Source organism: Flavobacterium defluvii (genome assembly GCF_900129555.1).
Lineage (GTDB): Bacteria > Bacteroidota > Bacteroidia > Flavobacteriales > Flavobacteriaceae > Flavobacterium > Flavobacterium defluvii.
In genome coordinates this window covers 295345-313834 of sequence record NZ_FQWC01000001.1, presented here as the reverse complement: position 1 = coordinate 313834, position 18490 = coordinate 295345, and the positions used below count along the sequence as shown (strand labels likewise).

Genomic DNA, 18490 nt, shown 5'->3' with positions numbered 1-18490 from the left:
GATATAGAAATGGTTTGTTTTAATTCTATTCAAAATGTCTGAAAATATAAATTATAATTATCCAAGCCAACTTTCAATATTGAGGTTTCTTAAAGATGCCGAAGGTGTTCGAAGAAATCCAATCCCTTTTCATAAAAGATATTTTGAGAAATTTGGGGATTCTTTTTCCATTAAAATTGGTTTTTCAAAGTATATAATTTTGTCAAGAGACAATGAAATTGCTCAGCATATTTTAGTTAAAAATCAAAAAAACTATCACAAATCTAAATTTCAATCTGTATATCTTTCCAAATATTTAGGAAAGGGACTATTGACGAGCGACGGTGATTATTGGTTAAAACAAAGAAGACTTATTCAGCCGGCATTTCATAAACAAAAAATGAATCAGCTGGTTAATAATATGAACAAAACCATTACTTCGGAAATTGAGAACCTGGTTGAAGAAAAACCAATAGACCTTTTTCCTGTAATGAGTAATCTGGCATTTAATGTTGTTGCTAAATCTTTATTTCAGCTTTCTACTGCCGAAAACAAATTTGGGAGAATAAAATTTATTATTGAAGAAGTACAGAATTTTTTAATTAAAGAAATCAGACTTCCGCACAAAGCATGGTGGTTTTCACTAAGCGGTCAGGTAAAAAAACATCTCAAATTAGCAGAAGAAAGCAACAATATTATTCGCAAAATTATTGAAGAAAGAAAATCTTCAAATGAAGAAATAAACGATTTGCTCAATATGCTTTTGGAAACCAGATACGAAGATACTGGTGAAAGTATGTCTATCGAGCAATTGATTGATGAAATTAAAGTTTTGTTTATTGCAGGACATGAAACGAGCGCAAATGCACTAACCTTTACGCTTCATCTTTTAGGAAGAAATCCAGAAGTGCAGCAAAAGATATTGGAAGAAGTGATTGAGATTGAATCGCAAACTGAAAATGTCATTGAGCAGCTTCAAAAAATGACATATACAAATGCTGTTTTGAACGAATCAATGCGTTTGTATCCGCCTGCGTGGATTACAGACAGGCAAAATCTTGAAGACGATTTTCTGGGGCAATTTAAAATAAAAAAAAACACCTTAATTGGAGTTTCTTTTTATGAATTACATCGTAATCCTAAATATTGGAAAAATCCTGATACGTTCATGCCAGAACGATTTCTGGGTGAACAAAAGAAAGAATCTATACAATATTTTTATCCATTTGGTGCCGGACCCAGAATGTGTATTGGAACCGGATTTGCGATTTATGAAATGTGTTTGACAATTTCTCAAATTGTCAAAAAATATATTATTAAATCTAATAATGATGTAATTCAATTCAATCCGTTAATTACTCTAAAACCTGTAAATGTTCAAGTTTCATTTTCTAAAAGATGAGTATTAATTCTAAAGAAATATATTCAAAGTTTATAAAAGAAGAAGCCAAAAGACTGGGTTTTATTTCTTGTGGAATATCTAAGGCCGGTTTTTTAGAACAAGAAGCGCCCCGACTGGAAAAATGGTTAAATAACAATTATAACGGCCAGATGGCTTATATGGAAAACCATTTTGATAAACGTTTAGATCCAACTTTATTAGTTGATGATGCCAAGAGTGTTGTTTCTCTTTTATTAAATTATTACCCTTCTGAATCTCAAAATTCTGAAAGTTTTAAAATATCTAAATATGCTTACGGACAGGATTATCATTTTGTTATAAAAGAAAAACTCAAAGAACTTCTTCATTCTATTCAGGAAAATATAGGTGACGTTTCCGGTCGTGCTTTTGTCGATTCTGCGCCGGTTTTAGATAAAGCGTGGGCTGCAAAAAGTGGTTTAGGCTGGATTGGAAAAAATAGTAATTTAATTACGCAGAAAGTAGGCTCTTTTTATTTTATAGCCGAGTTAATCTTAGACTTAGATTTAGAGTATGATCATGCTGTAACTGATCATTGCGGGTCTTGCACGGCGTGTATAGATGCTTGTCCTACACAGGCAATTGTTGCTCCATATATAGTTGATGGAAGTAAATGTATTTCGTATTACACAATCGAACTAAAAGAAAATATTCCTAATGAAATGAAAGGAAAATTTGACGAATGGATGTTTGGCTGTGATACTTGTCAGGATGTCTGTCCGTGGAATCGATTTTCTAAACCACATTCTGAACCTCTTTTTGATCCAAATCCAGATTTAATTTCTTTTTCTAAAAAAGATTGGACAGAAATTACTGAAGAAACTTTTCAAAAAGTTTTTAAAAATTCCCCTATAAAAAGAACAAAATTTGAAGGACTTAAACGAAATATTAAATTTCTAAAATAAAGTCTGATAAGGAATATTTTACTTCTAATTATCATTTTTTATTATTTAATTAAAATGCTGATATACAGTCTTTTGTATTCTTTTTTTTCGTTTCTGTATTTTCTTATTTGTAAGAGAATGTTGCGTATTTGTTATTAAAACTGCTAAATATTAATTTTTCATTAAAAAATTAAGAAATTTCTGTTGATTTGTTGTTAAGTTACTATGTTTATTGACTTGCCAAAGTTAATTTTTATCGACAAAAAGTGTATTTCAACGTTTTTCTGGGTAGTTTGTCGAGGAATGTGGCTAGTATTGAGGTGTTTATATATTTTCGCAGCACCAAATCTACTAATTTAATCCAAAGACGACTATGTGTCTTGAACCTGAAAAAATTATGGTCCAAACTCCTCTTTATGATTTTAATGATTTTGAAAAAAGTTTTTTCAAAAATCTTAAATCTATCTTTTCAATTTTTTCGTATGTGCTAAATAATCTGAAAATCAACTTTTGGTATTCAGTTTCTATAATATCTAATACTCAAATTAATAACGGGTCTGTCTATGCGTAACTTTACTTTTAATAGGTTTAAATTTTTTAAGCCACAATTTCTTGTTTTGTTCTTTTTATTAATGAGTTATAGTGCTTCGGCTCAATTCTACACGAAGCATTATATTGCTCCTGCTCCATGGCAATATTTTAGTAAAGCAAATGAAATTGTTATAGCAACAAATTCTACAACTACTGTAAATATTACATTATCTAAAAGTAATGGTACGTTGGTCACTAATTTAACCGCGGTAAAAGGAACTCCGGCCGTATATAGATTTGCTGGTTTACCAAAGGACGCACCTGCATTTGCTTTAAATACTGTTTTAAACGGAGCTGGATTAATAATTAACGCAAGCGCCCCAGTTTCGATTAATTTAAGAAACGTTGCCTCAGACGCTTTAGGTGGTGATGGCAGTGATCAGGATATTAAAGGAAATGCCGCATTAACAAGTTTTGGAGATGCAGGAATAGGAATTAGATTTAGAGTAGGATATTACCGAGACGGTTCTTTAGGGAATTTTGGAGGTTTTGGAGATCAGCGTCCTATTTACAGCATTATGGCTACTGTTGACAATACAACCATAAAAATTAATAATGCTATTGTAACGACCTTAAATTCCGGACAAAGTTATTTATTTAAAGCAGCTATAGGAACATTGGTAGAATCTTCGAATCCTGTTGTAATGAATACTTCAGCAGCGATAGATACGCCGGGTGGCTGTGGAGATGGGGCTTTTAATCAGGTTCCGCCCGAATCAGTTTTAGGAACGGAGTACTTTATTGAAAGAGGAAAAGGAAATGATACTGCAGAACAAACTACTGTAGTTGCTACAAAAGACAATACAGCTTTAACAATAGATACATATTCAACAACAGGAGCATTAGTTGGCACAACTAACGTTACTTTGGCAACAGCGGGGAGTTTTTATACTTTTCAAAATGGTGTATCGAATACAAGTTTTTCAGCATCGCGTGTTTTTGCAGATAAAAAAGTTGTGGTATACTCTGGAACAGCTCAATCATGTGAGGTTGATATTTCGACAATTGCACCGGTATCAGAATGTGGAGGATCTAATTTTATAGAAACAGCAAAGTTTAGAAACTACGGTACAGGATCATTACCTTATTTTGGGTATATACTGTTGAGAAGTGCTACAGATGCAGTAATGGTTAATGGAACTAATATTGAAACTATAAGCGGGATCACTGCCCGTCATCAATTAGGGACAACTGGCTGGTACATAATTAATTTTGAAGATACACAAATAGGCAGCCCAAATATTCTTTCTATTTCCAGTGCTGCAAAACTAACCGTTTCAATTGTACAGCAGGGAGGAGGATTCTCGATGGCAGGATTTTTCTCTAATTTTGCGGTTCAGCCAGAAGATCCTACTATGACTTATATCTCAGGTGGTGGCTGTACTAACAATAAAGCAGAATTAACAACACCTGCAGGTTTTGCACCTTATCAGTGGTATTTTAACGGAACTGCTATCACAGGAGCCAATTCATCAACTTACACAGCAACAAAAACAGGAGCCTATTCTGTAGCTTCAACTTTAACTTGTGGAGCTCAAACACAATCTAAACCTGTTAGTGTTACGTTATGTACAGATTTGGGAATTACAAAAACGGTTGATAATGCAACGCCATGTATAGGATCAAATGTAGAATTTACTATTCAGGTAAGCAACTTAGGTGGTAATAATATTTCAGGAGTTTCCGTAAACGATTTACTTCCTTCCGGTTATACCTTTGTAAGTTCAACACCCTCCGTAGGATCGTATGATTCAGCAACAGGTACATGGAGTATTGGTAACTTGGATGCCCAAACATCTACAACATTAAAAATTGTTGCAACAATAAATGCATCAGGAAATTATACTAATACGGCATCATTACCATCGTCAATTGATACTAATACAGCAAACAATTCCGCCAGTGCAGCCGTAACTCCAAAATCATCTGTATTTGTTGTAACTAACCCTGCGGCAGTTTGTGCGCCTTCTACAGTAGACATAACAGCTCCGGCAGTTACAGCAGGAAGTACGCCAAATATGACACTTTCATACTGGACGGATGCAAATGCATCGACTGCTTACGCAACACCTAGTGCTGTTACGGCTTCAGGAACTTATTATATAAAAGCGGTTTCTAACGACGGATGCCAGTTTATAAAGCCAGTAGTTGTAACAATTAATGCACAAGCAACTACACCTACTATTACAGCAAGTGGTTCTACTACATGTGCCACTGGAAGTATTGTATTAACATCATCTGGTAATTCAGGTACTTATTTGTGGTCAACAGGAGAAACAACGAAAAGTATTACGGTTACTACAAATGGTAGTTACACAGTTAAAAGAATAAATGCTGCAGGTTGTGCCAGTAACAGTTCTGCTGCAACGGTAGTAACATTTGTCCCAGCAGCTCCAACAGCTTCTGCTCAGACTTTTTGTGCTTCTGAAAATAAAAAAGTTAGCGATTTAGTTGCTTCTGGAACTAATTTAAAATGGTATACTGCAGCAACTGGAGGAACCGCTCTTGCATCTACTCAGACTTTGACAACAGGTGATTACTATGGAAGTCAAACTGTAAGCGGATGCGAAAGTTCAAGAACTCAGGTATCGGTAACTATTAATACAACTTCTTCTGCACCTGTTGCTTCTGCTCAGACTTTTTGCGCTGCAGATAATAAAAGAGTTAGTGATTTGGTAGCTACAGGGACTAACCTAAAATGGTATAGTGCTTCAACAGGAGGAACAGCACTTCCAACAAATCAAATACTGGCTACTGGAAACTATTATGTAAGCCAGACTGCAAATAGTTGTGGTGAAAGTGCCAGAACTATAGTTGCAGTTACCGTAAATACAGTTCCAGCTGCACCAACAGCTTCTGCTCAGACTTTTTGTGCAACCGATGCTAAAAAAGTAAGCGATTTGGTTGCGACAGGAACAAACTTAAAATGGTACAACGCTTCAACAAACGGAACTTTATATACGGGTACAGAGACTTTGGTTACAGGAACCTATTATGTAAGCCAAAGTACTAATAGTTGTGGAGAAAGCCCTAGAACTTCGGTATCAGTTACTGTAAATAATACAGCAGCTCCAACAGCGTCTTCACAAACATTCTGTGCAATTGAAGCTAAAAAAGTTAGTGATTTAACTGCTACAGGTAGTAATTTAAAATGGTATAGTGCAAATACTGGAGGAACACTTTATTCAGGAACTGAAACTCTGACATCTGGTAATTATTATGTAAGCCAAACTTTAAACAGCTGCGAAAGTACCAGAACTTTAGTAGTAGTTACAGTAAATAATACAGCGGCTCCAACAGCATCTTCACAGACATTCTGTGCTTCTGATGCTAAAAAAGTTAGCGATCTAACTGCGACAGGAACAAACTTAAAATGGTACAGCGCCTCAACAGGCGGGACATTATATACAGGAACAGAAACTTTAATATCGGCAAACTATTATGTAAGCCAAACTTTAAACAGCTGTGAAAGTGCCAGAACATTAGTTTCAGTAACTGTAAATCCAACGCCGTCTGCACCAACTATTACAGCAGACGGACCAACTACATTTTGCTCGGGAGGAAGTGTAGTACTGACTTCAAGTGGAGGAAATAGTTATTTATGGTCAACAGGAGCTACTACTCAGTCTATCACAGTATCTGCTTCAGGAAACTATAGTGTAAGAATAGGAAATGCATCAGGATGTCAAAGTGCGGCTTCTGCAACGACATCAGTAACAGTAAATCCAATTCCGGCAGTTCCGACTTTAGGTACTGTTACACAGCCTACATGTTCAACAGCAACGGGAAGTTTTACAATTACGAATTACAGTGCTTCGAATACTTATACAATAAGCCCGTCAGCAGGAGTTACCCAGTCAGGAAACACTATTACAGCACCGGCAGGAAGTTATACGGTAACGGCTACAGCAAATGGATGTACTTCTGCAGCTTCAACAGCAGCGGTAGTTAATTCTCAGCCAGCTACACCGGCAGTTCCAACTTTAGGTACTGTTACTCAGCCTACATGTTCAACAGCAACGGGAAGTTTTACAATTACCAATTACAGCGCTTCGAATACTTATACAGTAAGCCCTTCAGCAGGGGTTACCCAGTCAGGAAACACCATTACAGCTCCGGCAGGAAGTTATACGGTAACGGCTACAGCAAATGGATGTACTTCTGCAGCTTCAACAGCAGCGGTAGTTAATTCTCAGCCAGCTACACCGGCAGTTCCGACATTAAGCGCTGTTACACAGCCTACATGTTCAACAGCAACGGGAAGTTTTACAATTACCAATTACAGCGCTTCGAATACTTATACAGTAAGCCCTTCAGCAGGGGTTACCCAGTCAGGAAACACTATTACAGCTCCGGCGGGAAGTTATACTGTAACAGCAACAGCAAACGGATGTACTTCTGGCGCATCATCAGCAGCGGTTGTTTCAGATTATATTTGCGCTGAAGATGATAATCCTTCATCAATTAATGGATTGATTGGAGGATCAATTTCAACAGTTTTTGCAAATGATAAAATTAATGGAGCATCTTTTTTACCAGCGGATGTTACTTTAACAACAACGACTTTACCAACGGGAATTACTTTTAATTCGAATGGAACTATAAATGTTGCTCCAAACACACCAGCAGGAACATATGTAATTACTTATACTATTTGTAAATCAACTAATCCAAGTATTTGTGATCCAGCTGATGTAACAGTTGTAATAACAGCACCGGTAATCGATGCGGTAACCGAAACTACGGCTTCAGTAAACGGAAACACAGGCGGTACAACAGCAGCACTTACAGCAAATGATACTTTAAACGGAAATCCAGTTGTGATCGGCACATCAGCAGGACAGGTAACATTAACAGCGGTGAGTGTTCCATCAGGATTAACATTAAATGCTAACGGAACAGTAACGGTTGCGGCAAACACACCAGCAGGAACTTATGATGTAGAATATACAATCTGTGAAGTTACAAATCCAGGGAACTGTGATACAGTGATCTCAAAAGTTGTGGTTGGAGCAGCAGTAATCGATGCGGTAATTGAAACGACAGCATCAGTAAACGGAAACACAGGCGGCACAACGGCAGCCCTGACAGCAAATGATACCCTAAACGGAAACCCGGTTGTAATCGGAACATCAGCAGGACAGGTAACATTAACAGCAGTGAGCGTTCCATCAGGCTTAACATTAAATGCTAACGGAACAGTAACTGTAGCAGCAAACACACCAGCAGGAACATATGATGTAGAATATACAATCTGTGAGGTTACAAATCCAACGAATTGTGATACAGTGATCTCAAAAGTTGTGGTTGGATCAGCAGTAATTGATGCAGTAACAGAAACCACGGCATCAGTAAACGGAAACACAGGCGGTACAACAGCAGCCTTAACAGCTAACGATACTTTAAACGGAAATCCGGTTGTGATCGGCACATCAGCAGGACAGGTAACATTAACGGCAGTAAGCGTTCCAGCAGGATTGACATTGAACGCGGACGGAACCGTTACAGTTGCACCAAATACACCAGCAGACACTTACGATGTTCAATACACCATCTGTGAAGTTACCAATCCAGGGAACTGTGATACAGTAATCTCAAAAGTTGTGGTTACAGCAGGAGTACTTGTGGCTAACCCGGATACAATCGGATCAGTAACAGCAGGAAACACACCTCAGACACTGCCTGTAAATGTATTTGATAACGATACTAAAAACGGAACAGCCCTTGTACCATCAGATGTAACTCTGACTACCACAACAGCAGATCCGACAGGATATTTAGTTTTAAACCCGGACGGAAGCTTAACATTAGGAGCTAATGCACCAGCAGACACTTACACGTTAACTTACACAATCTGTGAGAAACTAAACCCATCAAACTGCAGTTCAAACACAGTGACAGTAACAGTCGGCGTACCGGTAATTGATGCAGTAACAGAAACCACGGCATCAGTAAACGGAAACACAGGCGGTACAACAGCAGCCCTGACAGCAAACGATACCCTAAACGGAAACCCGGTTGTGATCGGCACATCAGCAGGACAGGTAACATTAACGGCAGTAAGCGTTCCAGCAGGATTGACATTGAACGCGGACGGAACCGTTACAGTTGCACCAAATACACCAGCAGACACTTACGATGTTCAATACACCATCTGTGAAGTTACCAATCCAGGGAACTGTGATACAGTAATCTCAAAAGTTGTGGTTACAGCAGGAGTACTTGTGGCTAACCCGGATACAATCGGATCAGTAACAGCAGGAAACACACCTCAGACACTGCCTGTAAATGTATTTGATAACGATACTAAAAACGGAACAGCCCTTGTACCATCAGATGTAACTCTGACTACCACAACAGCAGATCCGACAGGATATTTAGTTTTAAACCCGGACGGAAGCTTAACATTAGGGGCCAATGCACCAGCAGACACTTACACGTTAACTTACACAATCTGTGAGAAACTAAACCCATCAAACTGCAGTTCAAACACAGTGACAGTAACAGTCGGCGTACCGGTAATCGATGCTGTAACCGAAACTACAGCTTCGGTAAATGGAAACACAGGCGGCACAACAGCAGCCCTGACAGCAAACGATACCCTAAACGGAAATCCAGTAGTAATAGGAACATCAGCAGGACAGGTAACATTAACAGCAGTGAGTGTTCCAGCAGGCTTAACATTGAATGCTAATGGAACAGTAACCGTTGCGGCTAATACACCGGCAGGAACTTATGATGTTCAGTACACTATCTGTGAAGTTACAAATCCAGGCAACTGTGATACGGTAATCTCAAAAGTAGTAGTAGGCGCAGCAGTAATCGATGCAGTAACTGAAACAACAGCATCAGTAAACGGAAACACAGGCGGTACAACAGCAGCCCTGACAGCTAATGATACTTTAAACGGAAACCCGGTAGTAATAGGAACATCAGCAGGACAGGTAACATTAACGGCAGTAAGCGTTCCAGCAGGCTTAACATTGAACGCGGACGGAACCGTTACAGTTGCAGCAAATACACCAGCAGACACTTACGATGTTCAATACACCATTTGTGAAGTTACAAACCCAGGCAACTGTGATACAGTGATTTCAAAAGTTGTGGTAACAGCGGGAGTACTTGTGGCTAACCCAGACACAATCGGATCAGTAATAGCAGGAAACACGCCTCAGACATTACCTGTAAATGTATTTGATAACGACACTAAAAACGGAACAGCCCTTGTACCATCAGATGTAACTCTGACAACTACTACGGCTGACCCGACAGGATATTTAGTTCTAAACCCGGACGGAAGCTTAACATTAGGGGCCAATGCACCGGCAGGCACTTACACGTTAACTTACACGATCTGTGAGAAACTAAACCCATCAAACTGCAGTTCAAACACAGTGACTGTAACAGTCGGCGTACCGGTAATCGATGCAGTAACCGAAACTACAGCTTCGGTAAATGGAAACACAGGCGGCACAACAGCAGCCCTGACAGCAAACGATACCCTAAACGGAAATCCGGTTGTGATCGGCACATCAGCAGGACAAGTAACATTAACAGCAGTAAGCGTTCCAGCAGGCTTAACATTGAATGCTAATGGAACAGTAACCGTTGCGGCTAATACACCGGCAGGAACTTATGATGTTCAGTACACTATCTGTGAAGTTACAAATCCAGGCAACTGTGATACGGTAATCTCAAAAGTAGTAGTAGGCGCAGCAGTAATCGATGCAGTAACTGAAACAACAGCATCAGTAAACGGAAACACAGGCGGTACAACAGCAGCCCTGACAGCTAATGATACTTTAAACGGAAATCCGGTAGTAATTGGAACTTCAGCTGGGCAGGTAACACTCACAGCAGTAAGCGTTCCAGCAGGATTAACATTAAATGCAGACGGGACGGTAACAGTGGCATCAAATACAGCAGCAGGAACTTATGATGTAGAATATACAATCTGTGAAGTTACAAATCTAGGGAACTGTGATACTGTAATTTCAAAAGTTGTGGTAGGAGCAGCCGTAATTGACGCTGTAACCGAAACTACAGCTTCAGTAAACGGAAACACAGGCGGCACAATGGCAGCTTTAACAGCTAATGATACTTTAAATGGTAATCCAGTTGTGATTGGAACATCAGCAGGACAGGTAACACTCACAGCAGTAAGCGTTCCGACAGGCTTAACATTAAATGCTAATGGAACAGTAACTGTAGCGGCAAACACACCAGCAGGCACTTACGATGTAGAATACACAATCTGTGAAGTTACAAATCCAGGGAACTGTGATACAGTAATCTCAAAAGTTGTGGTTACCGCAGGAACCCTAGTAGCAAATGCAGACACAATCGGATCAGTTACAGCAGGAAACACTCCTCAGACACTGCCTGTGAATGTATTTGATAACGATACTAAAAACGGAACCGCTCTGGTACCATCAGATGTTAATCTGACAACTACAACAGCAGACCCGACAGGCTATTTAGTTCTAAACCCTGACGGAAGTTTAACATTAGGTGCTAATGCTCCGGCAGGCACTTACACGCTGACTTACACTATCTGTGAGAAACTAAACCCGACAAACTGCAGTTCAAACACTGTAAGTGTAACGGTAGGTGTACCGGTAATCGACGCTGTAACTGAAACTACGACATCAGTAAACGGAAACACAGGCGGCACAACAGCAGCTTTAACAGCTAACGATACCCTAAACGGAAACCCGGTTGTGATTGGAACATCAGCAGGACAAGTAACATTAACAGCAGTAAGCGTTCCGGCAGGATTAACATTGAATGCAGACGGGACAGTAACAGTTGCACCAAATACAGCAGCAGGCACTTACGATGTTCAATACACTATCTGTGAAGTTACCAATCCGACAAACTGTGATACAGTAATTTCAAAAGTTGTGGTTACGGCAGGAACACTAGTAGCAAATGCAGACACAATAGGATCAGTTACAGCAGGCAGCACGCCTCAGACATTACCAGTAAATGTATTTGATAACGATACTAAAAACGGAACCGCTCTGGTACCATCAGATGTAAATCTGACAACTACTACAGCAGATCCGACAGGATATTTAGTTTTAAACCCAGACGGAAGTTTAACATTAGGGGCTAATGCTCCGGCAGGCACTTACACGCTGACTTACACGATCTGTGAGAAACTAAACCCATCAAACTGCAGTTCAAACACAGTAACTGTAACAGTTGGAGCATCGACACCAACACCAGTAATTGATGCAATAACCGAAACTACGGCTCCGATAAATGGAAGCACAGGTGGTACAACAGCAGCTTTAACAGCTAACGATACCTTAAACGGAAATCCAGTTGTAATAGGTACAAGTGCCGGACAAGTAACTTTAACTGCTATTAGTGTTCCATCAGGATTAACACTTAATGCAGACGGAACCGTAACAGTGGTACCAAATACGCCGGCTGGAATTTACGATGTAGAATACAGGATCTGTGAGGTGACAAATCCAACTAATTGTGATTCTGTGATCTCAAAAGTTGTGGTAGACAATAGTACTGCACCAACACCAGTAATTGATGCAGTAACCGAAACTACGGCTCCGATAAATGGAAGCACAGGTGGTACAACAGCAGCTTTAACAGCTAACGATACCTTAAACGGAAATCCGGTTGCAATAGGTACAAGTGCCGGACAAGTAACTCTAACTGCTATTAGTGTTCCATCAGGATTAACACTTAATGCAGACGGAACCGTAACAGTTGCATCAAATACACCGGCTGGAATTTACGATGTAGAATACAGAATATGTGAGGTTACCAACCCAGCGAACTGTGATGCCGTAATTTCAAAAGTTGTAGTAACTAGCGGCGCTTTATTGCAGGCAATTGATGATATAGTAGGATCAGTAGTTGGGGTAAATCATCCTCAAACAATTATAAATATTTTTGATAATGATACAAACAACGGATTACCAGTTGTTGCAAACGACTTGAATCTTTCTGTAGTTACACCAGACCCAACAGGATTCTTAACAGTAAATCCTGACGGAACAGTTACATTGGGAGCAAATGCACCAAGAGGAACTTATGAAGTGATTTATCAAATTTGTGAAAAACTGAATCCAACAAATTGTAGTTCAGCTTCTGTTAAAGTAACAGTCGATGAGCCTACAATGACAATAACGGCAAACAGCTACTGTTCTAATAATGTTCCTTATGTTTCATACAATGTTGTTCCAGACAACTTTACACCAAATAATCTATTAACGATTAGATGGATTGATAGTGCAAACAATGTGGTGGCAACACAAACTAACTTACCATTAAGCGGTAATATCTTGTGGCCAGGTGCAGTTGTGGACGGAAGCGGAAATGGAGTTGACTGGCCAGGATGGATAAATTCAAATGGTCAATGGACACAAGGTGCAGATGGATTTGAAAATACAAGACCAGCAGTTACAATGGAGTTTTCATTAAACCCAACAGTTAGTGTTCAGGTAAATTATCCACCGGCAACACCTGGTTGTAACGCAAGTCCAACATTTGTTATCAAAGCAAATAATGATAATGCAGGGCCAATTGATATTGCTAAAGGAACAAGCACGGGAATCAATGTATTTACAAATGACACACAAAACGGATCAGCAGTTATTCCGGCAAACGTAACTTTGAGTACAGTACTTCCAAACGCTAGTTTAATTCTAAACGCTGATGGTACAGTAGATATCAAACCAGGAACACAGGCAGGAAATTATCAATTGACTTATCAAATATGCGATGTTTTAAATTCGTCAAATTGTAGTCAGGCAATAGTGAGTGTTGACGTAATAAATACAAATATTCCAGTTACTCCAGTTACACCAATTGTAGCTAATAACGATGGAGAAATAGCTGTAGATGGAATTAATGGATCTCTTGAATTCATAAATGTCTTAGATAATGACTTGTTAAACGGAGCAGCGATTAATCCTTTGGATATTACAATTACAAATACTTCAGGTAATTCAAATTTTGAATTCAATGCTGATGGAACTGTAAATGTAAAACCTAATACACCGGGAGGGCCATATGAAATTACATATCAAATTTGTGAAAAAGCAGCAACGACAACAAATTGCGCATCAGCAACATTAACAGTTTTTGTTGAAGTTCCGGCAATTGCAATTGTTAAAACAGCTGTATTCAATGACGAGAACAATGACAACATTGCAAAAGCAGGTGAAACAATTACATACAAATTTGTAGTAACAAATACTGGAAATGTACCATTAAAAGGAATTACAATTACAGATCCGTTGCCAGGAGTAATTGTTTCAGGTCAGACAATTGATTTAGCAGTTGGGGAATCAAATGATAGTAATTTCAAGGCCCTTTATAAAATCACTCAAACTGATATCAATAACGGAAAAGTTACAAATCAGGCAAGTGTTAAAGGAAGCAGTGCAAAAGGAGTAGTAGTTGAAGACCTTTCTGATAATGATGGAATCAACGGAGACAACCCTACTGTAATAGGATTAAATGGTTGCGTAATCGACGTTAAGAAAGCTTTCTCTCCAAATGGGGATCAGAAAAACGAAAGATTCTACATTCAGGGAATAGAATGTTACCCAGATAATACAGTAGAAATCTACAACCGTTGGGGAGTCTTGGTATTCGAAAAATCCGGATATAATAATCAGGACAGAGTATTTAAAGGATATTCTGAAGGGCGTACAACTATGAAACAATCAGAAGGATTACCAGTAGGAACTTATTTCTACATTCTGAAATACAAAGACAGCGGTTCTAATCCTCACGAACAATCAGGTTATTTATATATTAATAAATAAAAATTACAAACGGCTTAGTTAAGCTAGGCCGTTTTTAAAATTCTTATAAATGAAAAAATTAGGCTTAATTTTCATGTTTTTTACAGTTGTGTGTTCGGCTCAGCAAGACTCTCAATTCACACAATATATGTATAACACAATCGAGATCAACCCTGCATATGCAGGTTCTCGTGGTGTTTTGAGTGCCTTTGGGTTATATCGTACACAATGGATTGGATTAGACGGAGCGCCGGTAACAAGTACTTTTTCTATAAATACACCTTTAAATAACAGTAATCTGGGATTAGGAGTTTCTTTGGTAAATGATAAAATCGGACCAACGAATGAAAACACCTTGTCGGCAGATTTATCATATAGTATTCCAACTTCTGAATCCTTTAAGCTTTCATTTGGTATTAAAGCAACGGCAAATCTCTTCAATCTTGATGTAAGTAAATTAAGCTATGAAGATCAGAATGATGAAATGTTTCAGGATTTAAGAAACAAGTTTACACCCAATATTGGTGCGGGTGTTTACTGGCATTCAGATAAGGCTTACATTGGTTTGTCTGTTCCAAATTTTATCGAAACAAACCGATATGATGATAATGACGTTGCCATTTTCAAAGAAAAAATCAACTACTATTTAATGGCAGGTTATGTATTCAATTTAGATCGTTTAGAATACATAAAATTCAAACCGGCTTTATTAACAAAAATGGTCGAAGGAGCTCCTTTACAAGTAGACGTTTCAGGAAACTTTATGTTTAATGACAAATTTGTTTTGGGTGTTGCTTACCGTTGGAGCGCTTCAGTAAGTGCAATGGCAGGGTTTCAGGTTACAAAAGGAATGTATATAGGATACGGTTACGATCACGAAACAACCCGTTTACAAAAATACAACTCAGGATCGCACGAAATTTTCCTTCGTTTTGACTTCTTTAATAACTATAGCAAACTTACTTCACCAAGATTCTTTTAATAGATTAAAATATGATGATGAAAAATTTAGTTTATTCCTTTTTACTCTTTTGCTTTTTCTTTCATGTAAATGCTCAGACAGCCAGCATAAAAAATGCAGATAAAAAATACGACAGTTACGCTTACGCGAATGCTATAACAGCGTATGAAAAGTTAGTAAAGAAAGGAGTTAAAGAAGAAAGAATATTTCAGCGGCTTGGAAATTCATATTACTATATAGGAGAATTAGAAGATGCCTTAAGATATTATCAGGAATTATTTAGCATAAACGAAAATCAGGAACCTGAGTATATGTATCGCTATGCCCAATGTTTAAAATCAATTGGAAGTTATAGCAAGGCAGATGCAGTTTTAGAAAAGTTCGCTCAAAAAGCACCTTTAGATAAACGAAGCGTTTTGTTTTTAAAAAACAGAAGTTATTTAGAAGATATTAAATTCAATTCAGGACGATTTGATATTGCTGATGCCGGAATTAATTCAAAAGATTCAGATTACGGAAGCACAATTTTAGATAACAAACTAGTATTTACATCAGCAAGAGATACAGGCTCAATCATCAAAAAGAATTTTAAATGGACAAATAAAGCAATTTCGACTTTATATACAGCTGAATTAAATCCTGATGGAAGCATTGGAAAACCTGAATTATTTCACAAAGAAAATTTAAAAGTAAACCTCAATCAGTCTACTCCGGTTTTTACAAAAGATGGGCGAACAATGTACTTTACGAGAAATAATTCTGTAAACGGTAAAAGAAGACAAAATGAAAACAATATTACATTTTTAAAACTTTACAAAGCAGTATTAATTAATAACGAATGGAAAGAAGTTGAGGCACTTCCTTTTAACAGTGATCAATACAGCGTTGCACACCCAGCATTAAGTGTCGATGAGAAGACATTATATTTCGCATCAGACATGCCGGGAACCTACGGACTTTCAGATATATTTAAAGTAAGCATACTGCCCGACGGAACATACGGTACGCCGGAAAATTTAGGTCCGGAGATTAATACAGAAGGAAGAGAAACTTTTCCTTTTATTTCAGACGAAAACGAACTTTATTTTGCTACAGACGGAAGACCTGGCTTAGGCGGACTTGATATTTATGTATCAAAAATAAATAAAGATGGCGCTTTTGATGAAGTATTAAATGTTGGAGAACCTGTTAACAGTAAACAAGATGATTTTGCTTTTTCAATCAACAGCAAAAACAGAAATGGTTTTTTCTCTTCAAACAGAGTAAACGGTCACGGACTAGATGATATTTACCGATTTACAGAAAACAGAAGATTAATCTGCGAACAGCAAATATCCGGAACAATTATAGATGTAGAAACTAATGAAGTGCTTTCAGACGTTTCATTGATTTTATTTGATGATGCAGGAAAATCTGCAGTTGACGGAAAATCTGATTCAAACGGAAATTATATTTTTTCGAATGTAAAATGCGGAAAAAAATATTTTATCAGAACTTCAAAAGAAGATTATCTGCCAAAAGAAGTTTCTATAACGCTTAAAAAAGCAACAGGTTCAGTTTCGCTTCCGATAGTTTTAGAAAAGAAACCAAAACCAATCGTAAAAGCAATGCCGGTAGTAATAAAAGGAAACGCTATCAAACCAGTTAAAGTTAACATTACAATCGGAACCGATTTAGTAAAATTGTTAAACATCCCGATGAACTTTTTCGATTTAGGTAAAGCAACAATTAAAAAAGAATCCGAACCTAAACTGCAAAAAATTGTAGATATGTTAAAACAATATCCAACCATAAAAATAGATATTCGTTCGCATACCGACAGTCGTTCATCTACAGAAAGCAATCAGATTTTATCAGATAAAAGAGCACAGTCTTCAAAAAACTGGCTTGAGCAAAGAGGAATTGATCCGAGCCGTTTAACAGCAAAAGGGTACGGAGAAACACAACTAGTAAATAAATGTGCCGATGGTGTAAAATGTACCGAAAAAGAACATCAGCAAAACAGACGAAGCGAATTTATAATTACGAGTATGTAATCCCTAATATATAAAAGCCCTTTTCAATCTAGAAAAGGGCTTTTTGTTTATGTGATGAGATTGTGATTTTTTTCAATAAACATTTCGCTGACTTCACTCAAGAACTCAAATTCATCCAAAGGAAAAATTTCTAAAACCATTTCCAAAATTAGCGATACATTAATGGGATTTTTATTTGTATTTGAAATTTTATGCGCATCATGATCTAATGTTAAAATACACATTTTTAAAAGATTGGTTATAGCGCATCCAAGTTCGAAATAATTTGCAAATTTAATTTGAGCCACATTATTTTCGGTATTATCATCAAGAGGTTTTAATGTTCGAAAATATAGAGAAGTTAATTTTTTTAGATGATCTAGATTTTTAATTTCATTGGTTTTCATAGGTAATATTTATATGTTTTTTGATGAAATCCAAATGTACGAAAAACTTTAAATAACATACTATAGTATGTTAAAAAAAATAAATAGAAAACGCAAATTGTCTGAAATTAAAAGAAAGTGGATAAATCAGAAGATTTAAAGCGTTTAGGAGCTAGAATTAAAGAGCTTAGAACTGCTAAAGGATTATCGCAAGCTAAGCTGGGATTACTGATATTTAAAGATCAGCAATCAATACATAAGGTTGAAGCAGGCGAATTCAATCCTACCTATCTTTATTTGCTTGCAATCTCTAAAGGTTTAGGAGTTTCAATGAAAGAACTTTTAGATTTTGAATAATATATGTTTTTCCCTTTTAATATACCTTAATATATAATCCCTACGGGATATTATTCCGATTACGATTTTTTCTACCGATATGTAACTCCTAACGGAGCATTTCAAAAAAAATTA

General features: G+C 37.5%; 7 protein-coding genes. 6 read left to right on the top strand and 1 reads right to left on the bottom strand.

Going from position 1 to position 18490, the window contains the following annotated elements; genetic code table 11:
• Window positions 1-34: 34 nt before the first annotated feature.
• The 5 genes from BUC29_RS01395 to BUC29_RS01370 all read left to right on the top strand — a co-directional run bounded on the left by BUC29_RS01395 (window position 35) and on the right by BUC29_RS01370 (window position 17654).
• The gene (locus tag BUC29_RS01395; protein WP_073412653.1) at window positions 35-1381 is read left to right on the top strand and encodes a cytochrome P450; all 1347 of its coding nucleotides are present in this window, start codon (window positions 35-37) and stop codon (window positions 1379-1381) included.
• Entirely contained in the window at window positions 1378-2304 is a 927-nt protein-coding gene (queG, locus tag BUC29_RS01390) for a tRNA epoxyqueuosine(34) reductase QueG (RefSeq protein ID WP_073412651.1), read from the top strand. The genes BUC29_RS01395 and queG overlap by 4 nt, the downstream gene beginning before the upstream one ends.
• Before the next feature lie 596 nt (window positions 2305-2900).
• Window positions 2901-14678: an Ig-like domain-containing protein gene (locus BUC29_RS01380; protein WP_167369513.1), complete on the top strand. Its 11778-nt coding sequence runs from the start codon at window positions 2901-2903 to the stop codon at window positions 14676-14678.
• Window positions 14679-14727: 49 nt separating this feature from the next.
• On the top strand, window positions 14728-15639 hold the full coding sequence (locus BUC29_RS01375) for a PorP/SprF family type IX secretion system membrane protein (RefSeq protein ID WP_073412645.1): 912 nt from the start codon (window positions 14728-14730) through the stop codon (window positions 15637-15639).
• 11 nt (window positions 15640-15650) lie between these two features.
• Window positions 15651-17654, top strand: coding sequence for an OmpA family protein (locus tag BUC29_RS01370; protein ID WP_073412643.1), 2004 nt, complete (start codon window positions 15651-15653; stop codon window positions 17652-17654).
• Between the two features lie 47 nt (window positions 17655-17701).
• Here BUC29_RS01370 and BUC29_RS01365 read toward each other — a convergent pair whose 3' ends face one another.
• On the bottom strand, window positions 17702-18040 hold the full coding sequence (locus tag BUC29_RS01365; RefSeq protein WP_073412641.1) for a hypothetical protein: 339 nt from the start codon (window positions 18038-18040) through the stop codon (window positions 17702-17704).
• 117 nt (window positions 18041-18157) lie between these two features.
• Here BUC29_RS01365 and BUC29_RS01360 point away from each other — a divergent pair, with 117 nt between their 5' ends.
• A complete protein-coding gene (locus BUC29_RS01360; RefSeq protein WP_073412639.1) occupies window positions 18158-18376 on the top strand; it encodes a helix-turn-helix domain-containing protein in 219 nt (72 codons plus the stop codon).
• Window positions 18377-18490: the final 114 nt, after the last annotated feature.